Source organism: Streptomyces sp. NPDC001002 (assembly GCF_053599215.1).
This window is the reverse complement of record NZ_JBSFLV010000160.1, coordinates 1-20,010: the sequence shown is the minus strand read 5'-3', so window position 1 is coordinate 20,010 and position 20,010 is coordinate 1. Positions and strand designations below refer to the sequence as shown.

Here is a 20,010-nt window from a genome sequence, read left to right as displayed (position 1 = left end):
GTCCGACCGTTCAACGGTCGGACCACCGAGGCCCATTGGCGAGACTCAGACCTTGCGGCCGATGCCGCAGATCGCGTCCACGTCCGAGGGGTCGCGCCCCACGTCGACCGGCTCCGGGTGCCACTGCGAGGTGGGGACGATACCCGGCTCCATGACCTCCAGGCCGTCGAAGTACGCCGCGATCCGCTCCTGTCCGCGCAGATGGTAGGAGCTGGCGGAGTTCGCGTTGTAGACCGAAATCGCCTGGTTGAGCGCCTCGTTGGTGTCGGTGCCGTCGCTCAGGGCGAGGTAGCTGCCCGGCGGGAGGGCGTCGAGGAAGCGCGCCACGACGGCGGCGGGCTCGTCCGAGTCCGGGATCTGGCCCAGGATGCCCAGCATGGTCAGCGCGATCGGCTTGCTGAAGTCCAGGGTCTTCGCGGCCTCTTGGAGGATCGTCTCCGGATCGCGCACATCGGCGTCCAGGTAGGCGCAGGCGCCTTCCGGGGTGCTGGTGAGCAGGGCCTGGGCGTGCACCAGGACCAACGGGTCGTTGTCGACGTAGACGATCCGGCTCTCGGGGGCGATCCGCTGTGCGACCTCGTGGGTGTTGTCCACGGTGGGCAGGCCGGTGCCGATGTCCAGGAACTGCCGTACGCCCGCCTCGGCGGTGAGGTAGCGCACGGCCCGGACGAGGAAGCGGCGCTGGAGTCGGGCGAGCAGCGCTATGTCCGGGAACATCTGGAGGATCATCTCGCCGGCCTCGCGGTCGGCGGCGTAGTTGTCCTTGCCGCCCAGCAGGAAGTTCCACACGCGGGCGGAGTGCGGCCGGTCCAGCTGGAGCCGGTCGGCCAACGGGTCTTCGGAGGTCATGGGCAAAGCGTCACATGAAGTACGCGGCGGTGTCCGGCGATTGACGTTCACAGGGGCGACCGGGAGGGACTTCACAGGTACCGGTCCGGCGGTCTGCGTCGCCCCACGCGTCTCGACAGGTCGAGAGGATCGTGCAAGAGGTCGAGGGGATCGCACTAACAACCGCGCTGCTCAGACTGGTTTGCTCGAAGAGTCCCTTCCCACCGCACCACGGCACAAGACTCTGAGGAGCATCCCATGGCACTCGACTCGTACGTCGGCCTCGGCCGGTCCGGCCTCAACGTGAGCCCCTTCTGCCTCGGGGCGATGAACTTCGGCGACGCCGGCGGCTTCGGCACCGACGTCGAGGAGTCCGAGAAGATCCTCCAGACCTACCTCGACCGCGGCGGCAACTTCGTCGACACCGCGAACTTCTACACCGGCGGCCAGTCCGAGGCGATTCTCGGAGACTTCCTCGCCGCCCGCCCCGGCCTGCGCGACCGGCTCGTCCTGGCCACCAAGTTCTACGGCAACCTCCACCCCGGCGACCCCAACGGCGGCGGCGCGAGCCGCAAGGCGATCCTCGGCCAGCTGGAGGAGTCGCTGCGCCGGCTGCGCACCGACTACATCGACCTGTACTGGCTGCACAACCACGACTGGTCCACGCCGGTCGAGGAGACCCTGCGCACGTTGGACGACCTGGTCACCGCGGGCAAGATCCGTTACGTCGGTTTCTCCGACACCCCGGCCTGGTTCACGGCCAAGGCCCACACCATGGCCCTGCTGCGCGGCTGGACCCCCGTCACCGCGCTCCAGATGGAGTACTCCCTGCTGGAGCGCACCATCGAGGGCGAGTTGATCCCGCTCGCCCAGGACGCCGGCATGGGCGTACTCCCCTGGAGCCCCCTCAAGAGCGGCTACCTCTCCGGCAAGTACCGCCGCGGCCAGGGCACTTCGGACTCCCGGCGCGCGTCGGTGCTCGGCGACCCCACCGACGCCCAGTTCACGGTCATCGAAGCGCTGGCGGCTGTGGCGGAGGAGGTGGGCGCGAGTCCCGCCGCCGTAGCCCTCGCCTGGGTTCAGAACCGCCCCGGCATCACCTCCACCCTCATCGGCCCGCGCACACTCCAGCACCTGGAGGCCAACCTCGCGGGCCTCGACGTACGGCTCACACCGGAACAGACCGCGGTCCTGGACGAGGTCTCCGCCCCGACGCTCAACTTCCCCTTCGAGCTCAACCGGAGCATGGGGCGGATGCTCAAGTACGCAGGGGCGACGGTGGACGGGGAGGAGAGCGGCGTGCACTTCCTGGTGCAGGGAGCCGTCCGGCACTGAGGGTTCCGGGCGCCGGTCATGGGGCTGCGACCAGACGCCACAGGGAAGTGGTCTCGGCGCTCCGGGCCGCGTGGAGTGGGTCGTTGGCGTCCTTGGCGCGTGGGTGCCGGGGCTTGGTGTCGATCCTGTCCACCACGCGCAGGTGCGCTGCCCGGACCGCGTCGAGCAGCTGTCCGCGGGTCCGGAGGCCGAGGTGTTCCGCCAGGTCGGACAGGACGAGCCAGCCCTCGCCGCCCGGTCGCAGATGGGCCGATAGGCCGGCGAGGAAGCCGTGCAGCATGGTGCTTTCCGGGTCGTAGACGCCCTGCTCGACAGGCCCGGTCGGACGGGCGGGAAGCCAGGGCGGGTTGCACACGACGAGGTCGGCGCGGCCTTCGGGGAACAGGCCGGGGCCGGTCACCTCGATCCGGTCGGCGAGCGCGAGCCGCTGGACGTTCTCCCGGGCGCAGGCCAGGGCGCGGGGGCTGATGTCCGTGGCCACGACCCGGTCGACTCCGCGCCGGGCCAGGACGGCGGCGAGGACACCGGTTCCGGTACCGAGATCGAACGCCGTGCCGGTGGCGGGGCGTTGCCGGATCGCCGGTGGCAGCGGCGCGTGGGCGACGAGGTCGACGTACTCACCTCTGACGGGTGCGAAGACTCCGTAGTGCGGGTGGATGCGCGTACCGAGCGCCGGCACGTCGACGCCTTTCAACCGCCACTGGTGGGCGCCGATCACTCCCAGCAGTTCGCGGAGGGAGACGGCAGTGGGTCCCTGCGCGGGGCCGTACGCCTCCAGGCACGCCTGGCGGACATCGGGTGCGCGGCGCAACGCCAGGGTGTGGTCGTCGTCCAGCAGTACCAGGAGCTTGCCGAGGACATGGGCGCGGTGGCCGCTGTGGCGTCGGTGGAGTTGGAAGGAACCGCTCGGGGAGGTGGTGGGGTTGGGGGATTTGCGGTCGAGGCGGCGGCCCATCGCCTGGAGCAGTTGCCGGGCGTTGTGGAAGTCGCCCTGCCAGAGCAGGGCCGTTCCTTCACACGCCTGTCGGTAGGCGTCGTCGGCCTTCGTCCGGTCGTCGGCGACGACGGTTCGTTTCGGGGGAGGCGTGCCGTTCTCGGAGTGCCAGTGGGCGGAACGGCGGGTGTGGTCCTGGGTCCAGTGGATCGTGGACACCGTGTACTCCTCGTGATCGAACGTGCGGGGGCACGAAGAGCACTTCGACGAGGAGGAGGCCGAACCCACGTCTGTCCGGTGGACAGGCGTGGGCGTTGGGGCAGTCGGTGGCTACCGCTCTTGCGTCGAAGCGCGAGAGGAGACGTCCCAGACAACCATGCCGAGCATCAGGGTCAGGCCTTTCAGATGAGGTAGCGGAACGAACTGTACGCGTTGTCGTACCGCGCGTTCACCCAGTAACCGCCAGGTACGTCCTGGGTGTTACCGCGCCAGTAGGAGTTGGTGTAGAAGCGCGCCGAACTCCCGTTGTGGTTCTCGATCGAGGAGATGTGGTCGTTCACGGTGGTGCTGCTGCCCTGGAAACGGTTGTTGGCGAAGTTGTTGTCCGCGGTGGTGAACCCGGCGATCGCACCGCTGAGGCCGGTCCCGTCCCACACGCAGACGGAGTCCGTGCAGATGTCCGCCGCTTGAGCCGGCATGGTCGCGACGGCACCCAGGCCGACGCTGAGCAACAGCACCGCGGCGCTGCGGAGGTGTTTCATCGTGTCTCTCCCCGATCAGTCGATCGCGTAGTAGAAGGAGCTGAACTGGTTGTCCCAGACCGCGTTCTCCGGCCGGCCGTCGCAGAACACCCGCTGTCCCTGGCCGCGCCAGTAGGAGTCCGTGTAGAAGATCGGCCGCCGTGTGGTGGTGCAACTGATCGAGGAGATGCGGTCGTTGACGTTGGTGCCGTCGACGAAGCGGTTGTTGGAGAAGTTGTTGTCGGCGGTGGTGAACCCTGCGGCCGTGCCCCCGCCGCCCGTGCGCTCGTAGACGCACACCCGGTCGGTGCACGCCGCCGACGCGGGGACGGCCATGGCGGTCACCGCGCCCCCGGCGAGCACGAAGGCCACGGCCGAGGCGGACAGAAGTCGTTTCATGGATTGCTCCTCTGTGGTGGACTGGGTGGGGACTGCATGCCGGTGTGGGCGGGACGGTCAGCCGTCCCGTCCTTGCCCGAGCACCTCGGCGGCCGCGGACAGCTGCCTCCCGACCGCCTTCCTGGCCTTCTCCAGCGCCGGCCGGTTCTCCTCGATCGCCTGGTTCTGGTAGGCGGCCTCGGTGTCCGCCCAGACGCGGACGACACCGGTCGCTTCCTTGCAGCGGACGTCGGCCACCGCGGTGGAGACCTCCCGCGCGGTGGGCCGGTCCCCGGCGAACGCCGGGTCGTCGTTGGCGTCCATGGGCGTCCGGTAGCGGAAACCGGCCTTCGCCATGCAGGTGGCCCAGGCGTCGAACGCGCCGGTCACCCGGCTGTCGCGCTGCGAACGCGACCAGCTCCAGCTGCGCAGGTTCTCCACGAGTTGCTGGGCGTCCCGCTCCTCGGCGGTGGTCAGCCGGTTCGCCGCCTGGCCGGCACAGCCGCCCGGCGGCACCGGCCGGCCCTTCACCCGGGCCGCGCCTTTGCCGCTCGCGGCCGTCAGGTACGCGGTGCCCTGTTGCCCGGACTCGCTCGCGGCCGCCCTGCGCGCCGCCTCCAGCTCCTTCTGCGGAGGGTGGTAGCCGCGCGCAGAGGCGGCCCGCCCGTCGGTGAGCATGTACCTGTCCCGGTTCGGCTCCGCCGTGAAGCGGGTCCCCGTCCTGCTCGTGGCGCGAACGGACCACCCGAACCGCTTCATGCACCGCCGGAACAGCGTCGCGTACGCGCGGTCGATGCTGAGCTGCTCGCGCGGGTCCGCCCGGTAGGCGTCGAGCGGCAGCAACAGGCCGAGATCCGCGGAGTGTCGGACCCCCGTCGAAGCCGGGGGCGGCTGCTCCCCTGTGGCAGCCGCCCCGGCCGTGCAGCCGGTCAGCAGCGCCGCACACAGCAGGGCGGTCACACCCTGCGTCCGGCCGCTCGGCCGCCCGCGGCCCGGCAGCCCGCTCGGTTTCCGGGCCGTCTCGCCTGTCCGGAGCATGGCCTTCCCCCTCCTTCGCCGGTCCGGGCGCTGCCCGGGACAACTCCACGCTCGCACCGGACTGTTGTGAGGTTCTTGTGGAATCCTTGTGGTGCGTCGGTGACCGGACGTGGCTGTTCGACCCTGTCGGGGGATACGCGTATGGATCTTCGACTACTGGGACCGCTGGAGTTATGGGCCGGAGGCCGACGGCTGGACCTGGGTCAGCCCAGACAGCGCGCGGTACTGGCGGCACTCGGTGTCGATGCCGGTCGCCCGGTGACCATGGAGTCGCTGGTGGACCGGATCTGGGACGACGCTCCGCCCAGTGACGCACGCGCCGCGCTCTATCCCCACGTGAGCCGGATCCGGCGATTGCTGGAGGAGGCCGCGCGGGCGGAGCGGTGCGAGGAGCGGGGGCCGCTGCGCCTGCTCAAGGTGACCGGGGGATACGTCCTGGAGGCGCCGGGGGAGCGGGTCGACCTGCTGCGCTTCCGCCGACTCGTGGCACGGGCCCGCGATGCGCACCGGGACGACAACGACCGCGGCGAACTGCTGCGGGAGGCACTGGAGTTGTGGCGCGGAATCCCGCTGGCGGGCCTGGCCGGAGCATGGGCGGAGCGGATGCGCACGGCCCTGGGCCAGGAACGCCTCGACGCTGCCATCGCCTGGGCCCGGACCGAGATGCGGGCCGGGCACCCGCTCGAAGTGGTCGGCCGCGTACGCGCACTCGCCGCCGAGTATCCCCTGGTCGAACCCCTGGCAGCCGTGCTGGTCCGGGCCCTGGCCGCGTCCGGCAGGAACGCCGAGGCGCTGGAGTGCTACACCCTGACCCGGCGTCGGCTGATGGAGGAACTCGGCTCCGAGCCGGGCGCGGAACTGCGGGCCGTCCACGACTCCGTGCTGCGCGGCACGGGTGAACCACCACCGCGCGTGACCGCGCCGCCCGCCACGGCGACAGCGCCCGCCCGGCCCGTACCGGCTCAACTTCCCGCCGACGTACCGGCGTTCACCGGCCGGTCCGAGCAACTGGCGGAGCTGTCCGAGTGTCTGGTCGGTGCCGGAGGCGGCCGGCAGCCCGCCACCGCGGTCGTGATCTCCGCCGTCTCCGGCACCGCGGGAGTGGGCAAGACCGCCCTGGCGGTCCGCTGGGCCCACCGGATGCGGGAGGAGTTCCCCGACGGGCAGCTCTATGTGAACCTGCGTGGCTTCGACATGAAGGAGCCGGTGTCCGCGACCGAGGCGCTCTCCGCGTTTCTCGCCGCCCTCGGGGTGCCCGGCCGGGACATCCCGCAGGAGCCGGAGGAGCGCGCGGCGCGCTACCGGACCGAACTGTCCGGACGGCGCCTGCTCGTCGTCCTGGACAACGCGTCCTCGGCCGAACAGGTGCGCCCACTGCTGCCGGGTACGTCCACCTGCAAGGTACTGGTGACCAGCCGGGACTCACTGGCCGGCCTGGTGGCCGTGCACGGCGCGCACCGGCTCGTCCTCGACCTGCTGCCGCCCGCCGACGCCGTCGGCCTGCTGCGCACCCTCATCGGCGGACGGGTCGACGCCGAGCCCGAGGCAGCGGCGACGCTGTCGGAGCAGTGCGGGCGGCTGCCGCTGGCCCTTCGCGTGGCGGCCGAACTGGCGCTCTCCGAACCGGACGTGCCCTTGGCCGAGTTGAGCGAGGAGCTCACCGACCACCGCAAGCGGCTGGACCTGCTGGACGTCGGCGGGGACCCCCGGGCAGCCGTACGGGCCGTGTTCTCCTGGTCCTACCAACGGCTCCCCGCCGACGCCGCGGCCGCCTTCCGGCTGCTGGGCCTGCATCCCGGCCCCGACTTCGACGCCCGCGCGGCCGCCGCCCTCGCCGGTGTGTCCGTCCACGACGCCCGGCGCACGGTCGCGGTGCTCACCCGCGCCCACCTGATCCAGCCGACGCGCCCCGGCCGCTACGGCATGCACGACCTGCTGCGCGTCTACGCCGCCTGGCAGGCCGAGACCCAGGACACCGAGGATGCCCGGGACCTGGCACTCGGCCGGCTCTTCGACCACTACCTCGCCGGTGCCGCGGCCGCGATGGACCTCCTGCACCCGGCGGAACGCCGTATGCGGCCCCGTGTCACCGCGCACAGCACCGCCCTGCCGGACCTCGCGGACGCGGCGCAGGCGCGGGACTGGCTGGACGCCGAGCAGCCGGTCCTGGTGGCCGTCTGCGCCGAGGCGGCGGCTCGCGGCCGGGCGGATCATGCCACCCGCACGGCCACCGTCCTGCACCGCTACTTCGAGAGCGGCGGGCACTTCGCCGACGCTCTGACCGTCTACGCCCACGCCCGCCGCGCGGCCCGGGACGCGAACGACGCCGAGGGCGAGGCCGACGTGCTGACCTGCCTCGGCGCCATCCAACGGCGACTCGCGCGGTACGAGGCCGCGGCGGCCCACCATGAGGAGGCGCTCGCCCTCTACCGGCGGATCGGCAGTCGCATCGGCGAGGCACGCAGTCTCACGAACCAGGGCGTGGTCCACGAACTGCAGGGTCAGTACCGGCAGGCACTGGACTGCCACGGCCGGGCCGTCACGCTGTTCGGGCAGGCCGGTGATCCGGGCGGTCAGGCGGACGCGTTGAACAATCTCGGCATCATCCACGAACTCCTCCACGCCTACGAGGAGGCCGCGGACAACCATCGCCAGGCCCTGGCCCTGTACCAGGAGGTCGGGCACGGCTTCGGAGAGGCCTCCGCCCTCGGCAACCTCGGCATCGTGCAGAACCGGCTCGGCGACCACGCCGCGGCGGCCGACACCTTCGAGCAGATCCTGACCGCGTTCCGCGCCCTCGGCCACCGTTCCGGGGAGGCGCACGCGCTCTCCAACCTCGGCGAGACCTGCGCCAAGCTGGCCCGCTACGAGACCGCCGCCGACCACCAGCGCAAGGCCCTCGCCCTGTTCCGGAAGATCGGCGAACGGTACGGCGAGGTGGGCGCCCTCAACGGGCTCGGCGAAGCCCTGCACGGCATGGACCGGTCGACCGAGGCGCTCGCGGCCCACACCGAGGCGCTGACCGTCGCGCAGGAGATCAAGGACCAGGAGGAACAGGCACGCGCCCACATCGGAATCGCCGGCGTCCACCAGGAATCGGGCGATCACAGCCGCTCCCGTGAGCACTGGCGACAGGCCCTCGATCTCTACACCGCGCTCAACTCCCCCCGGACCGCGGAGATACGGGACCGTCTGGCGGGCCTCGACACGGACGCTCGCCCCGCGGGGACACCGTGAGAGGGCGCTAGTTCGCCCCGCCGGCCCCGGCGGGTTCAGTCCCGAGCGCGCGCCGCCCCCGTGCTGTCCCGCACGATCAACCGAGGCACCGGCACCCGCTCCGCCCGCGCCGGCCCCCCGTCAAGCAGCGCCGTCAACTCCCGGGCCGCCGTGCGCCCGAACTCCACGCTGTCCCGGGACAACGCGGACAGCCAGGGCTTGACCATGCGGCACAGGGCCGAGTCCTCCCAGGCGACCACCGAGACGTCCGCCGGTACGGCGAAGCCGAGTTCGGTGGCGGCGGCCACTCCCGCGACGGCCATCACGTCGTTGTCGTAGATCAGGGCCGTCGGGGGAGCGGGGTCCTCCAGGACCCGGCGGGTGACGGCCGCGCCCTCCGCGTCGGAGTAGTCGGTGGTCACCGACTGGACGCCGGTCAGACCGCGTCGGGCGGCCTCCGCGCGCAGGGTGCGGACCCGGCGCTCGGTGTGGGCCAGGCCCGCGAGGCCCGCGATGTGCACGATCCGACGGTGGCCGAGCGCGTAGAGACCGTCCACGACCGCGGCCATCGCGGCCGCGTCGTCCGCCCACACCGTCGACAGACCGGGGTGGCGTTCGTCGGGCGCGCCGCCGATCACCACGGCGGGCAGGCCGAGTTCGTCGAGCAGGTCGGGGCGCGGGTCGTCGGTGCGCGGGTCGACGACGAGCACGCCGTCCACGCGGTGCTCGGCCCACCAGCGCCGGTAGACCGCGCATTCGTCCTCGACGTCCTCAACCACCTGGAAAAGCAGGCCGAGATGACGCTCCGCCAGCACTTCCTGGATGCCCGAGACGAGTTGGAGGAAGAAGGAGTCGACGCCCAACGTGTGCGCGGGGCGGGCCAGTACGAAGCCGACCGTCGCCGCGCCCTCGCCGGACAGCGCGCGGGCCGCCGTGCTCGGTCGCCACCCCAACTGCTCGGCGACCCGGCGCACCCGGTCGCGGGTGACCTCCGAGACTCCGGGACGGTCGTTGAGCGCGAAGGACACCGCGCTCTCGGAGACGCCGGCGCGCCGCGCGATGTCCTTCATGGTCGGACGGCGCGCCGGGGACCGCTTCGCCGGCATGTGCTCCCCATTTCTCCGGACTTGAGCTAATGCGCTTGAGTGCGATCACCCTAAAGCGCATTAGTCAGAAGTGGCAAGAGGCCGACCATGGACGCTTGACCTGCACTAATGAGGAACAGATTTCTTTAGCTGTGCCGAATCCATTGACTTTCCCCGAGAGCCCCGGGCATGGTCCATGGCGTCCCAGCCGCCGACGCCGCCAAGGGAGCCGTGTCACCGTGCCCATATCCCGCAGAGCCCTCGCCGCTACCGCCGTAGCCGCCCTCGTCATGCCGCTGAGCGCCTGCGGTTCCGGGAGCGACGACGGCGGTTCCTCCGACGCCTCCGGCAAGGTCGAGGGCAACATCACCTTCCAGACCTGGAACCTGCGCGCGAACTTCAAGTCGTACTTCGAAGGCGTGATCGCCGACTTCGAGAAGCAGTACCCGGGCACCCACGTGAAGTGGGTCGACCAGCCCGCCGAGGGCTACCCCGACAAGATCAGCGCCGACGCGGCCGGCGGCACCCTGCCCGACGTCGTCAACGTCTCCCCGGACCTCGTCGCCCCGCTCGCCAAGGCCGGCTTCGCGCTCGACCTCGACAAGAGCGCCGCGAAGTACAAGAAGGAGTACCTGGACGGGGCTTGGGCCAGCCACCAGATACCGGGCATGACCGGCACGTACGCCTTCCCCTGGTACCTCAACACCGGGCCGCTCTTCTACAACAAGTCCCTCTTCAAGGAGGCCGGGCTCGACGCCGAGCAGCCGCCGAAGACGTACGACGAACTCTTCGCCGACGCCCTGGAGTTGGCGAAGAAGAGCGACGGCAAGGTCGCCACCCTCGCCAACGTGCCCACCATCGAGGACTTCGGCCGCTACGGCGTCGAGCTGATGAACAAGGAAGGCACCGGCTTCGCCTTCAACGACGCGAAGGGCGTCGAACTCCTCACCAAGTACAAGGAGTTGTACGACGCCAAGGCGCTCGACCCGCAGGCGCTGACCGCGACCCCCGAGTCGTCCGGCAAGAAGTTCCTCACCGGGGCCGTCGCCATGAACCCCGGGAGCGCCCTGGACCTCGGCAACTTCAAGAAGCAGGCGCCCAACCTGTACAAGAACATCGGCATCACGGACCAGATCACCAGCACCGGCCACGTCAACATGTACGTGATGGGCCTGATGGTCAACGCGCAGAGCAAGAAGAAGCCCGCCGCGATCGCCTTCGCGCACTGGGTCACCGACGCCGAGCACCAGATGTCGTTCGCCAAGAAGGTCGCCATCTTCCCGAGCACCGCCGGCTCCCTGGACGACCCGTACTTCACCAAGGAGGACGGCACCGACGAGACCCGCGTCCGGATCGCCGCCGCCAAGTCGCTGAAGAACGCGGTCAATTACACCCCCGTGCTGTTCAGCGACCAGATGAAGACCGCCCTGCGCAACGAGGTGGCCAAGGCGCTGCAGGGCAAGGAGAGCCCCAAGGACGCTCTCGACAACGCTGTCAAGGCGTGCGACACGCTCCTGAAGCAGCAGGGCTGATCCGACATGGCGAGTTCCACTGTTCCCACCGGTTCCCGGGTGCGGCGCGGACCCCGCGTGCCGGGCGAGCGGCCGGTACGGCGCGTACGGCGTCAACTGCCCAGCAGCCCCTGGCTGTTCGCCGCACCCGGGCTGCTGATCACCGGCGTGTTCGTCCTGTACCCGTTCGTCTCCACGGTGATCAATTCCTTCACCGACCGCCGCACCCTGATCCCGGGCGAGTTCGTGGGCCTCGCCAACTTCCGCGAGCTGTGGCACGACGACATGTTCTGGATCGGCCTGCGCAACAGCACGCTCTACGTCCTCGGGGTCGTCCCGGCGCTGGTGATCCTGCCCCTGCTGCTCGCGCTCCTGGTGCAGAAGAACATCCCCGGCATCACCTTCTTCCGGTCCGCCTTCTACACCCCGGTCGTCGCCTCGATCGTCGTGGTCGGTCTGATCTGGGTGTGGCTGCTGGACGAACGTGGCCTGATCAACTCGCTGTTGGAGACCATCGGGGTCGGCCGGGTCGGCTTCCTCAGCGACCAGTGGCTGCTCCTGGTGAGTGCGATGGCCGTCACGGTCTGGAAGGGCCTCGGCTACTACATGATCATTTACTTGGCCGCGCTGGCGAACGTGCCGCGCGAACTGCACGAGGCCGCCGCGGTCGACGGCGCCGGCGCGATCCGCCGCTTCGTCACCGTCACCGTGCCCGCCGTCCGCTCCACCATGGTCCTGGTCGGCGCGCTCTCCTCGGTCGCCGCCTTCAAGGTGTTCTCCGAGGTCTACCTGATGGCGGGCCCCAGCGGCGGACCGGCCGGCGAGGACACCACCCTCGTCATGCTCGTCCAGCGCACCGGCACCGGCCTGACCGGCCGGGTCGGCTACGCCTCCGCCATCTCGGTGGTCGTCTTCGTCATCACCGTCGCCCTGATGCTGCTCGTCCTGCGGGCCGACCGGAAGGACGAGTCATGAGTGTCCTGGAGAAGGTGCGGCCCGACCGGAAGCCTGCCGTAGCCCGCGAACCGCGCGTCACCGACGAGCACGGCCGCCGCATCCGGGTGTGGGAACTCGCCCTGCGCTACCTGCTGTTGCTCGCCGTGCTGGCGCTGACCGTCGGCCCGTTCCTGTGGCAGCTGTCCACCTCGCTCAAGGGCCCCACCGAGGACATCTACAGCTCCCCGCCGAGCTTCCTGCCCGGCCACCCCACCCTGCACAACTACAGCCGGGTCGCTGACACCATCCCGGTCTGGGACTACGCCTTCAACTCGCTGAAGGTCGCCACCGCCAACGTCGTGACCAACTGCGTCGGTTCGGCCCTCGCCGGCTACGCGCTGGCCCGACTGCGCTACCGCGGGCGGCGCGTCCTCACCCTCGTCTTCATCCTCGCCATGCTCGTACCGGCGGAGAGCATCATCATCGCCCAGTTCACGACCATGCGGGAACTCGACCTCAACAACACCCTGATCGGTGTCGTCCTGCCCGCCTGCATCGCCTCGATGAACGTGCTGCTGATGCGCAACGCCTTCCTCAACCTCCCCTACGAGATAGAGGAAGCCGCGTTCGTCGACGGGGCCAACGCCTGGCAGCGGTTCCTGCGGATCGCGCTGCCCTCGGTGAAGGGCACCCTCGCGGTCGTCGCGATCTTCGCCTTCATGGGCGCCTGGGACGACTTCCTGTGGCCGCTCATCGTGCTGAGCGACCCCGACAAGTTCACGCTCACCATCGGACTCAACTATCTGCACGGCACCTTCGCCAACGACGAACGGCTCGTCGCGGCCGGCACGATCATCGCCGTGGCGCCGCTGATCGCCCTCTTCGCCTGTCTCCAGCGGTACTTCTTCCGCGGGGTCGGCGAGGGCGCGGTCAAGGGCTGAACCTCCCCTGAGCACAAGGACCTCCGCATGTCTGCTGCCGTGCGCTTCGGCGTCAACTACACCCCCAGCGAAGGGTGGTTCCACCACTGGCTCGACTTCGACCTCGACTCCGTACGGGCCGACCTCGACTCCATCGCCGCACTGGGCCTCGACCACATCCGCGTCTTCCCGCTGTGGCCGTACTTCCAGCCGAACCGCACCCTGATCCGCCCCCGCGCCGTCGAGCAGCTCGTCCAGCTCGTCGACGCCGCCGCCGAACGCGGCCTCGACGTCAACGTGGACGGTCTGCAAGGCCACTTGAGCAGCTTCGACTACCTCCCGGCCTGGACCCGGACCTGGCACCGGCGCAACCTCTTCACCGACCCCGACGTCCTCGACGGCCAGGCCGCCTACCTGCGCACCCTCGCCACCGCCCTCGCCGGCCGGCCGAACTTCATCGGCATGACCCTCGGCAACGAGGTCAACCAGTTCTCGGCGGGCCCGCATCCCGACCCCGACCGGGCGACGTCCGACGAGATCGACGCATGGCTCACGCGCATGCTCGCCGCCTGCGAACAGGGCGCCCCGGGCAAGTTGCACCTGCACGCCGAGTACGACGCGACCTGGTACCAGGACGACATGCCGTTCACCCCGGGCCAGGCCGCCCGGCACGGCGCCGTGACGGCCGTGCACTCCTGGGTCTTCAACGGCACCGCTCAGCGGCACGGCCGTACCTCCGTGCCGAGCGAACACCATGCCGCGTACCTCGTCGAGTTGAGCAAGGCCTGGGCCGATGATCCCCACCGGCCCGTCTGGCTCCAGGAGGTCGGCGCCCCCGCACCCCTGATCCCGGCCGAGCACGCCGCCGCCTTCACCGAGGCGACCGTCACCAACGCGCTCGACTGCCCCGACCTGTGGGGCATCACCTGGTGGTGCTCCCACGACGTGTCCCGCGATCTCGCCGACTTCCCCGAACTCGAATACGGGCTGGGGCTGTTGACGAACGACCGCAAGCCGAAGGACGCGGCACGGGTGCTGGCGGAGGCGGCGGCCCGAGCACGCGCACAGGCTTCGGCAGCCCAGGCCGGGGCGTCCCACACCCCCGGACCGCACACCCCGGCACCCCGCACCACCGCCCTCACGGTCCCCGCCGACCCGGCCGTCCGCTCGCGCTGCGCGCCCGGCGGCCCGGTCTACGACGCCTTCTTCCGGCTGACCGCCGACGGCGCCCGGCCCACGACCGTCCTGGACACACGCGCGGACGACAAGGATCATCTCGCCGCGCGTGGCATCACCGAAGTCGTCCGTCCCGAACAGGTACTCCCCACCCCACCAGGAGGCACCAGCTCGTGAACCCCACCAGACGCACGGTCCTGATCGCCGGCGCGGCAGCCGCCCTGCTGCCGTCGGCGCCCGCCTTCGCGGCCACCCCGCAGGCCGACGCCGCCGCGACTCCGCCGTACGCCTCGTACTGGTACCCGGACTCGTTCCCCTCGGGCACCCCCGGCACGGGCATCACCTGGCGCAGCCTGAAGGCGTGGACGGCCGCCGGTGACGCTGACCTCGCCTTCAACGCGGCCTCCGTCCCGCTGGCGACCCGCTTCACCCCGACCCAGGCGAACACGACCGCCCGCTCGGAACAGGCCCGCGTCCAGTCACTGGTCTCCTTCGGACCGACCTCCAGCAACCCCTCCCAGGGCGCGGCCACTGCCGACTACTACGCCCTCACCCACTGGGCGTACATGGACGAGCTGGTGTTCTGGGGCGGCTCGTCGGGGGAGGGACTCATCCTCGCCCCGAACGCGCCGATCGTGGACGCCGCCCACCGGCACGGCGTGCCCGTGCTCGGCAACATCTTCCTGCCGCCCACCGCGTACGGCGGCCAACTCCAGTGGACCCGCGACCTGGTGCAGAAGGACTCCGCCGGGCACTACCCGCTCGCCGCCCAACTCGTCGCGGTCGCCGCCGCGTACGGCTTCGACGGGTGGTTCGTGAACGCCGAGACCAGCGGCGGCAACACCGCCCTCGGCACCGACATGCTGGGCTTCGTCAAGGAGTTGAAGTCCCTCGCGGTGGCTCAGGGGCAGCGGGTGACCTGGTACGACTCGATGACCGTGAACGGCACGGTGAGTTGGCAGGGCGCCCTCAACACGCAGAACCAGGCGTTCTTCCAGGCCGCGGACGACATGTTCGTCGACTTCCGCTGGAGCACGAGCACGCTCGCGTCGTCGGGGCAGAAGGCCGTGGATCTGGGGCGCAGCCGGTACGAGCTGTGGGCGGGCGTGGACGTCGAGTCCAACGGGTCCAATACGTCGGTGAGTTGGGACGCGATCGTGCCCACCACCAAGGCGCACATCACGTCGATCGGCCTTTACCGGCCCGAGTGGACCCGCAACCACCTTCCCGCGAGCCGGACTCCGGGCGACTTCCACGCTTCCGACGACCGTTTCTGGACCGGCCGTTCGCTTGACCCCTCGCGGCCGGACACCACCGATCCCTGGCGGGCGCCGGCCGTGTCGGTGGCGGACCGGTCGACGGTCGGCTCGCTGCCGTTCGGGAGCGTGTTCAACACCGGGCACGGGCTGCGGTGGTACGAGGACGGGGCGGTCACGTCGGACACGGCGTGGAACCACCTCGGGGTGCAGGACCGGCTGCCGTCGAGGCGCTGGGCGGTGCACACCTCCGGGCAACGGCCCGCCGTGACCTTCGACTTCGCGGACGCGTGGCGCGGCGGGAGCAGTGTGCTGGTCGCCGGTGCGCTGGACGCGCCGACGGACCTGGAGGTGTACGCAACCCGGCTGCCGATCGGTGTGAACACTGTTGTCGAGCTGACGTACAAGGCCGACGTGGGGGATGTGAACGTCGAGTTGGCGGTGGCGACCGAGGAGGCGAGTTCACCGGGGGCGACACCGCCGTACACGTATCTGCCGGTGGATGCGGCTGCGCCTGTGAACTCGGTCAACGGGTGGCGGACGGTGACCGTGCCGCTCACAGGGCTCTCAGGGACCGTCCACGCGATCGGCGTACGACTCACCGGGACCGTGGCCGGCGCCTCGGTGCGGTGGCGGCTCGGTGGTCTCGCCGTCCATGACACGCCCGACACCCCCGCCGCCCCGACCGACTTCGGCGTCACCGGGGTCACCGGCGGCGACCTGCGCTTCGGCTGGAGCGCCGCCCCGGGTGCCGTACGCCACTACGAACTCCACCGCCTCCTGCCCGACGGCACCCGCCGCTTCCTCGGCGGCACCGCCCAGCTCGCGTACTTCGTCGCCGGCCTCAACGCCGAACAGGGTGAGCAGGCCGCGCGGTTCGAGCTGAGCGCGGTGGGGGAGCTGTATACCGCGTCGGCTCCCGTCACCGTGACTCACACCTGGTAGCCGTCGCTCACCACCGGTAACCGTCCACCCAGTCTTGGAGCACCCCGCATGCATGACGACCGCAACCTGGTCGAAGCCCGCCTCAAGCGCGTCCTCGACGAGCGCGTCCGCCCCGCCGTCTACCCGGAGTCCGTCCCGCTGGAAGTGGCGGTGTGGAACGCGCCCGGCGAGCCCGTGCCGGTCGCCGAAGGGCTCGCGGCCGAGCCCGAGCCGATCGAGGTGGGCGCCCGGTGGGGTGCTCCTTGGGGGACCAGTTGGTTCCGCGTCTCCGGGACGGTTCCCGAGGCGTGGGCCGGCAAGACCGTCGAGGCGATCCTGGACCTCGGCTTCGACGAGAACATGCCCGGCTTCCAGTGCGAGGGGCTGGTCTACCGGCCCGACGGCACCCCGGTGAAGGGCCTCAACCCGCGCAACCAGTGGGTGCGCGTCGGCGCCCCCGTCGAGGGCGGCGAGGAGGTGGTCCTGCATGTCGAGGCCGCCTCCAACCCGGTCATCCTCGACTACCACCCCTTCCTGCCCACGCAGTTGGGCGACAAGGAGACGGCCGGCGACGAACCGCAGTACAAGCTCGTCCGCATGGACCTCGCCGTCTTCGACGAGACCGTGTGGCAGCTCGTGCTGGACCTGGAGGTGCTCGGCGAGCTGATGGCCGAGCTGCCGGTGGAGTCGGCGCGCCGCTGGGACATCCTGCGCGCGGTGGAGCGGGCGCTGGACGCGATCGACCTCCAGGACGTCAACGGGTCGGCGGAGCGCGCCCGTTCACGCCTCACCGAGGTCCTCGCCGCCCCGGCCGTGCCCTCCGCGCACCGCATCAGCGCCGTCGGTCACGCGCACATCGACTCGGCGTGGCTGTGGCCGCTGCGCGAGACGGTCCGCAAGGTGGCCCGGACGACCTCGAACATGACCGCCCTCCTGGAGGACGAGCCCGAGTTCGTCTTCGCCATGTCGCAGGCGCAGCAGTGGGCGTGGGTGAAGGAACACCGGCCCGAGGTCTGGGCGAAGGTGAAGAAGGCCGTGGCGGACGGGCGGTTCGTGCCGGCCGGCGGCATGTGGGTGGAGTCGGACACCAACATGCCCGGCTCGGAGGCGATGGCCCGTCAGTTCGTGCACGGCAAGCGTTTCTTCATCGACGAGTTCGGCATCGAGAACGACGAGGCCTGGCTCCCCGACACCTTCGGCTTCGCCGCCGGTCTGCCGCAGATCATCAGGGCGGCGGGCTCCAAGTGGCTGCTCACGCAGAAGATCTCGTGGTCGCAGACGAACAAGTTCCCGCACCACACCTTCCGTTGGGAGGGCATCGACGGCACCCGGATCTTCACGCACTTCCCGCCCGTCGACACCTACAACTGCTCGATGAAGGGCAGCGAGATCGCCCACGCGGCCCGCAACTTCAAGGACAAGGGGGTCGCCCGGCACTCCCTCGCCCCCACCGGCTGGGGTGACGGCGGCGGTGGCACCACCCGCGAGATGGTCGCGAAGGCGGCCCGGCTGCGGGACCTGGAGGGTTCGGCGACCGTCGTCTGGGAGACCCCGCGGGAGTTCTTCGAGAAGGCCGAGGCCGAGTACCCCGAGCCGCCGGTCTGGGTCGGCGAGCTCTACCTCGAACTCCACCGCGCCACCCTCACCAGCCAGGCGCAGACCAAGCAGGGCAACCGCCGCAGCGAACACCTCCTGCGTGAGGCCGAGCTGTGGGCGGCGACGGCGGCCGTACGGACCGGATTCCCTTATCCGTACGAGGAGTTGGACCGCATCTGGAAGACGGTCCTGCTGCACCAGTTCCACGACATCCTGCCCGGCTCGTCGATCGCCTGGGTCCACCGGGAGGCGCGGCGGACGTACGCGCGGCTCGCGGAGGAGCTGACGGCCATCATCGACGCGGCCCAGCGCGCCCTGGCCGGCGAGGGCACGACGTCCCTCGTCTTCAACGCGGCCCCGCACACCCGGGCCGGCATCCTGGCGGGCGGCGCGGCCGAGGCGACGGCCGACGGCGAGACCGCGGTCACCGCACGCGAGGGCGGCGGGCACGTCCTGGACAACGGCCTGCTGCGCATCGAGATCGACGCCCACGGCCTGGTCATATCGGCCTACGACACCGAGGCGGACCGCGAGTCCGTCGCGCCGGGCAAGGCGGCCAACCTGCTCCAACTCCACGCGGATTTCCCGAACATGTGGGACGCGTGGGACGTGGACGAGTTCTACCGCAACACCGTCACGGACCTCACCGACGCGGACGAGGTCGTGCCGGAGGCGAACGGGGTGCGCGTCACGCGTACCTTCGGAGCCTCCCGCGTCACCCAGGTGCTGTCCCTGGCGCCGGGCGAGCGGCGGCTGTTGGTGGACACGGAGGTGGACTGGCACGAGACGGAGAAGTTCCTCAAGCTCGCCTTCCCGCTCGACGTGCACGCCGAACGGTACGCATCCGAGACCCAGTTCGGGCACTTCCACCGGCCCACCCACACCAACACCTCATGGGAGGCGGCCAAGTTCGAGGCCTGCAACCACCGCTTCGTCCACCTGGAGGAGCCGAGCTGGGGCGTGGCCGTCGTCAACGACTCGACGTACGGGCACGATGTGACCCGTGCGGTCCGGACGGACGGCGACCGAGGTACGACCACCACCGTCCGCGTCTCCCTGCTGCGTGCCCCGCGCTTCCCGGACCCCGAGACAGACCAGGGCGTCCACCGCTTCCGGCACGCGCTGGTACCGGGCGCGGGCATCGGGGACGCGGTCCGCGAGGGCTGGCGGATCAATGTGCCGGAGCGGCGACTTGAGGGCGGCGCGGGCGAGGTCGCGCCCCTGGTCACCGTCGACCGGGACGCGGTCGTGGTGACGGCGGTCAAGCTCGCCGACGACGGCAGCGGTGACGTGATCGTGCGCTTCCACGAGGCCCATGGTGGGCGTGCGCGCGCGACGCTCACGGCCGGGTTCGAGGTGGCGACGGTGACGGCGACGGACCTGCTGGAACGACCGCTCGCCGAGGCGGAGGCGTCCGAGATGGAGGTGACGGGCAGTCAGGTCGCTTTGCGGCTGCGGCCGTTCGAGTTGGTGACGCTGAGGTTCAGGCGGGCTTGAACCAGGTCCGGACTTCCCCCGGCGGCCGTGATCGCCCGATGATGTGGCGATGAGACGAAGAACGGCCGTCGGCCAGCCGTGGGCCGAGCAGGAGGACCCGCTGCTGGCGCTCGCCCGACAGGAGCTGGGGTTCTACTCGCGAGCGTGCGACCGGGCCAGGTGGTTGCACTACTCGACGGAACTCGGCGCTCTCGCCGCCACGTCCGCGACGGTCGTGGCGGCGGGTCTGCGCGCGCCCGCCTGGCTCACCGCCCTGATCGCGGGCGGTGCTGTCTTCTGCACGGGCATGCGTCAGCTGTTCAGCCCCGGTTCGCGCTGGGTCCTGGCCGCACAGGCGCGGGAGGGGCTGCGCCGGGCGGTCGACCGCTACCTGCTGCTCCCGCCGGCCGAGCGCGACGCGGAGGCACGAGCCACCCTGCAACGGGCGATCGAAGAGGTGGGCAGCAGCGAACTCCGCGGCTGGGCCGAGGTCCAGGGGCAGCGCGGCGACCCGTCGGTGCCCGCTGTGAGCCCGTGAACATCCCTCCCTACGACTGGAGTTGAGTCCGCAGCCACTGCTCCACCTCGCCCACATGCGCGGCCGCCGCCGCCCGTGCCGCCTCCGGGTCGTGGGCGACCAGGGCCCGGTGGATGGCCGCGT

15 protein-coding genes and 1 pseudogene are annotated in these 20,010 nt (G+C 70.8%); 9 read left to right on the top strand and 7 right to left on the bottom strand.

The features are described 5' to 3' along the window. Positions 1–45: 45 nt before the first annotated feature. Positions 46–849, bottom strand: a complete 804-nt coding sequence (locus ACWDR3_RS40625) for an SAM-dependent methyltransferase (protein WP_450357628.1) — start codon at positions 847–849, stop codon at positions 46–48. 237 nt (positions 850–1,086) lie between these two features. Here ACWDR3_RS40625 and ACWDR3_RS40620 point away from each other — a divergent pair, with 237 nt between their 5' ends. Continuing rightward, on the top strand, positions 1,087–2,163 hold the full coding sequence (locus ACWDR3_RS40620) for an aldo/keto reductase (RefSeq protein WP_450357627.1): 1,077 nt from the start codon (positions 1,087–1,089) through the stop codon (positions 2,161–2,163). A gap of 16 nt (positions 2,164–2,179) precedes the next feature. Here the strand turns inward: ACWDR3_RS40620 and ACWDR3_RS40615 are convergent, their stop codons facing one another. From ACWDR3_RS40615 to ACWDR3_RS40600, 4 genes are all read right to left on the bottom strand, one after another. After that, positions 2,180–3,316: a methyltransferase gene (locus tag ACWDR3_RS40615; RefSeq protein ID WP_450357626.1), complete on the bottom strand. Its 1,137-nt coding sequence runs from the start codon at positions 3,314–3,316 to the stop codon at positions 2,180–2,182. Between the two features lie 182 nt (positions 3,317–3,498). Further along, a complete protein-coding gene (locus ACWDR3_RS40610; protein ID WP_450357625.1) occupies positions 3,499–3,858 on the bottom strand; it encodes a peptidase inhibitor family I36 protein in 360 nt (119 codons plus the stop codon). Between the two features lie 15 nt (positions 3,859–3,873). Further along, positions 3,874–4,236, bottom strand: coding sequence for a peptidase inhibitor family I36 protein (locus tag ACWDR3_RS40605; RefSeq protein ID WP_450357624.1), 363 nt, complete (start codon positions 4,234–4,236; stop codon positions 3,874–3,876). A 57-nt stretch (positions 4,237–4,293) separates the two neighbouring features. Beyond that, positions 4,294–5,253, bottom strand: a complete 960-nt coding sequence (locus ACWDR3_RS40600) for a hypothetical protein (protein WP_450357623.1) — start codon at positions 5,251–5,253, stop codon at positions 4,294–4,296. A 141-nt stretch (positions 5,254–5,394) separates the two neighbouring features. On the opposite strand from ACWDR3_RS40600, the gene ACWDR3_RS40595 reads away from it, so the two are divergent. After that, positions 5,395–8,490, top strand: a complete 3,096-nt coding sequence (locus tag ACWDR3_RS40595) for an AfsR/SARP family transcriptional regulator (RefSeq protein ID WP_450357622.1) — start codon at positions 5,395–5,397, stop codon at positions 8,488–8,490. A gap of 35 nt (positions 8,491–8,525) precedes the next feature. On the opposite strand, the gene ACWDR3_RS40590 is transcribed toward ACWDR3_RS40595, so the two are convergent. Then, on the bottom strand, positions 8,526–9,575 hold the full coding sequence (locus ACWDR3_RS40590; RefSeq protein WP_450357621.1) for a LacI family DNA-binding transcriptional regulator: 1,050 nt from the start codon (positions 9,573–9,575) through the stop codon (positions 8,526–8,528). Positions 9,576–9,793: 218 nt separating this feature from the next. Here ACWDR3_RS40590 and ACWDR3_RS40585 point away from each other — a divergent pair, with 218 nt between their 5' ends. The 7 genes from ACWDR3_RS40585 to ACWDR3_RS40555 are packed head-to-tail and all read left to right on the top strand — an operon-like array spanning position 9,794 to position 19,887. After that, positions 9,794–11,086: an ABC transporter substrate-binding protein gene (locus tag ACWDR3_RS40585; protein ID WP_450357620.1), complete on the top strand. Its 1,293-nt coding sequence runs from the start codon at positions 9,794–9,796 to the stop codon at positions 11,084–11,086. Positions 11,087–11,092: 6 nt separating this feature from the next. After that, a complete protein-coding gene (locus ACWDR3_RS40580; protein WP_450357619.1) occupies positions 11,093–12,040 on the top strand; it encodes a carbohydrate ABC transporter permease in 948 nt (315 codons plus the stop codon). Next, positions 12,037–12,942, top strand: coding sequence for a carbohydrate ABC transporter permease (locus ACWDR3_RS40575; protein ID WP_450357618.1), 906 nt, complete (start codon positions 12,037–12,039; stop codon positions 12,940–12,942). The genes ACWDR3_RS40580 and ACWDR3_RS40575 overlap by 4 nt, the downstream gene beginning before the upstream one ends. A 27-nt stretch (positions 12,943–12,969) precedes the next feature. Further along, positions 12,970–14,274 carry a glycoside hydrolase 5 family protein gene (locus ACWDR3_RS40570; protein WP_450357617.1) on the top strand — a complete coding sequence of 435 codons (1,305 nt, stop codon included), beginning with the start codon at positions 12,970–12,972 and terminating at the stop codon, positions 14,272–14,274. Further along, positions 14,271–16,298, top strand: coding sequence for an endo-beta-N-acetylglucosaminidase (locus tag ACWDR3_RS40565; RefSeq protein ID WP_450357616.1), 2,028 nt, complete (start codon positions 14,271–14,273; stop codon positions 16,296–16,298). Before ACWDR3_RS40570 ends, ACWDR3_RS40565 begins: the two co-directional genes overlap by 4 nt. Positions 16,299–16,346: 48 nt before the next feature. After that, positions 16,347–19,370 carry an alpha-mannosidase gene (locus tag ACWDR3_RS40560; RefSeq protein ID WP_450357615.1) on the top strand — a complete coding sequence of 1,008 codons (3,024 nt, stop codon included), beginning with the start codon at positions 16,347–16,349 and terminating at the stop codon, positions 19,368–19,370. A 49-nt stretch (positions 19,371–19,419) separates the two neighbouring features. Then, the gene (locus tag ACWDR3_RS40555) at positions 19,420–19,887 is read left to right on the top strand and encodes a DUF4231 domain-containing protein (RefSeq protein ID WP_450357614.1); all 468 of its coding nucleotides are present in this window, start codon (positions 19,420–19,422) and stop codon (positions 19,885–19,887) included. 10 nt (positions 19,888–19,897) lie between these two features. Here the strand turns inward: ACWDR3_RS40555 and ACWDR3_RS40550 are convergent. Next, positions 19,898–20,010, bottom strand: a pseudogene (locus ACWDR3_RS40550) (GntR family transcriptional regulator); the annotation flags it as partial.

Bases quoted from the DNA above. Each gene is read 5' to 3' on its own strand.
- ACWDR3_RS40625 (WP_450357628.1), bottom strand. From the start codon at position 849: ATGACCTCCGAAGACCCGTTGGCCGACCGGCTCCAGCTGGACCGGCCG.
- ACWDR3_RS40620 (WP_450357627.1), top strand. From the start codon at position 1,087: ATGGCACTCGACTCGTACGTCGGCCTCGGCCGGTCCGGCCTCAACGTG.
- ACWDR3_RS40610 (WP_450357625.1), bottom strand. From the start codon at position 3,858: ATGAAACACCTCCGCAGCGCCGCGGTGCTGTTGCTCAGCGTCGGCCTG.
- ACWDR3_RS40605 (WP_450357624.1), bottom strand. From the start codon at position 4,236: ATGAAACGACTTCTGTCCGCCTCGGCCGTGGCCTTCGTGCTCGCCGGG.
- ACWDR3_RS40600 (WP_450357623.1), bottom strand. From the start codon at position 5,253: ATGCTCCGGACAGGCGAGACGGCCCGGAAACCGAGCGGGCTGCCGGGC.
- ACWDR3_RS40595 (WP_450357622.1), top strand. From the start codon at position 5,395: ATGGATCTTCGACTACTGGGACCGCTGGAGTTATGGGCCGGAGGCCGA.
- ACWDR3_RS40590 (WP_450357621.1), bottom strand. From the start codon at position 9,575: ATGCCGGCGAAGCGGTCCCCGGCGCGCCGTCCGACCATGAAGGACATC.
- ACWDR3_RS40580 (WP_450357619.1), top strand. From the start codon at position 11,093: ATGGCGAGTTCCACTGTTCCCACCGGTTCCCGGGTGCGGCGCGGACCC.
- ACWDR3_RS40575 (WP_450357618.1), top strand. From the start codon at position 12,037: ATGAGTGTCCTGGAGAAGGTGCGGCCCGACCGGAAGCCTGCCGTAGCC.
- ACWDR3_RS40570 (WP_450357617.1), top strand. From the start codon at position 12,970: ATGTCTGCTGCCGTGCGCTTCGGCGTCAACTACACCCCCAGCGAAGGG.
- ACWDR3_RS40560 (WP_450357615.1), top strand. From the start codon at position 16,347: ATGCATGACGACCGCAACCTGGTCGAAGCCCGCCTCAAGCGCGTCCTC.
- ACWDR3_RS40555 (WP_450357614.1), top strand. From the start codon at position 19,420: ATGAGACGAAGAACGGCCGTCGGCCAGCCGTGGGCCGAGCAGGAGGAC.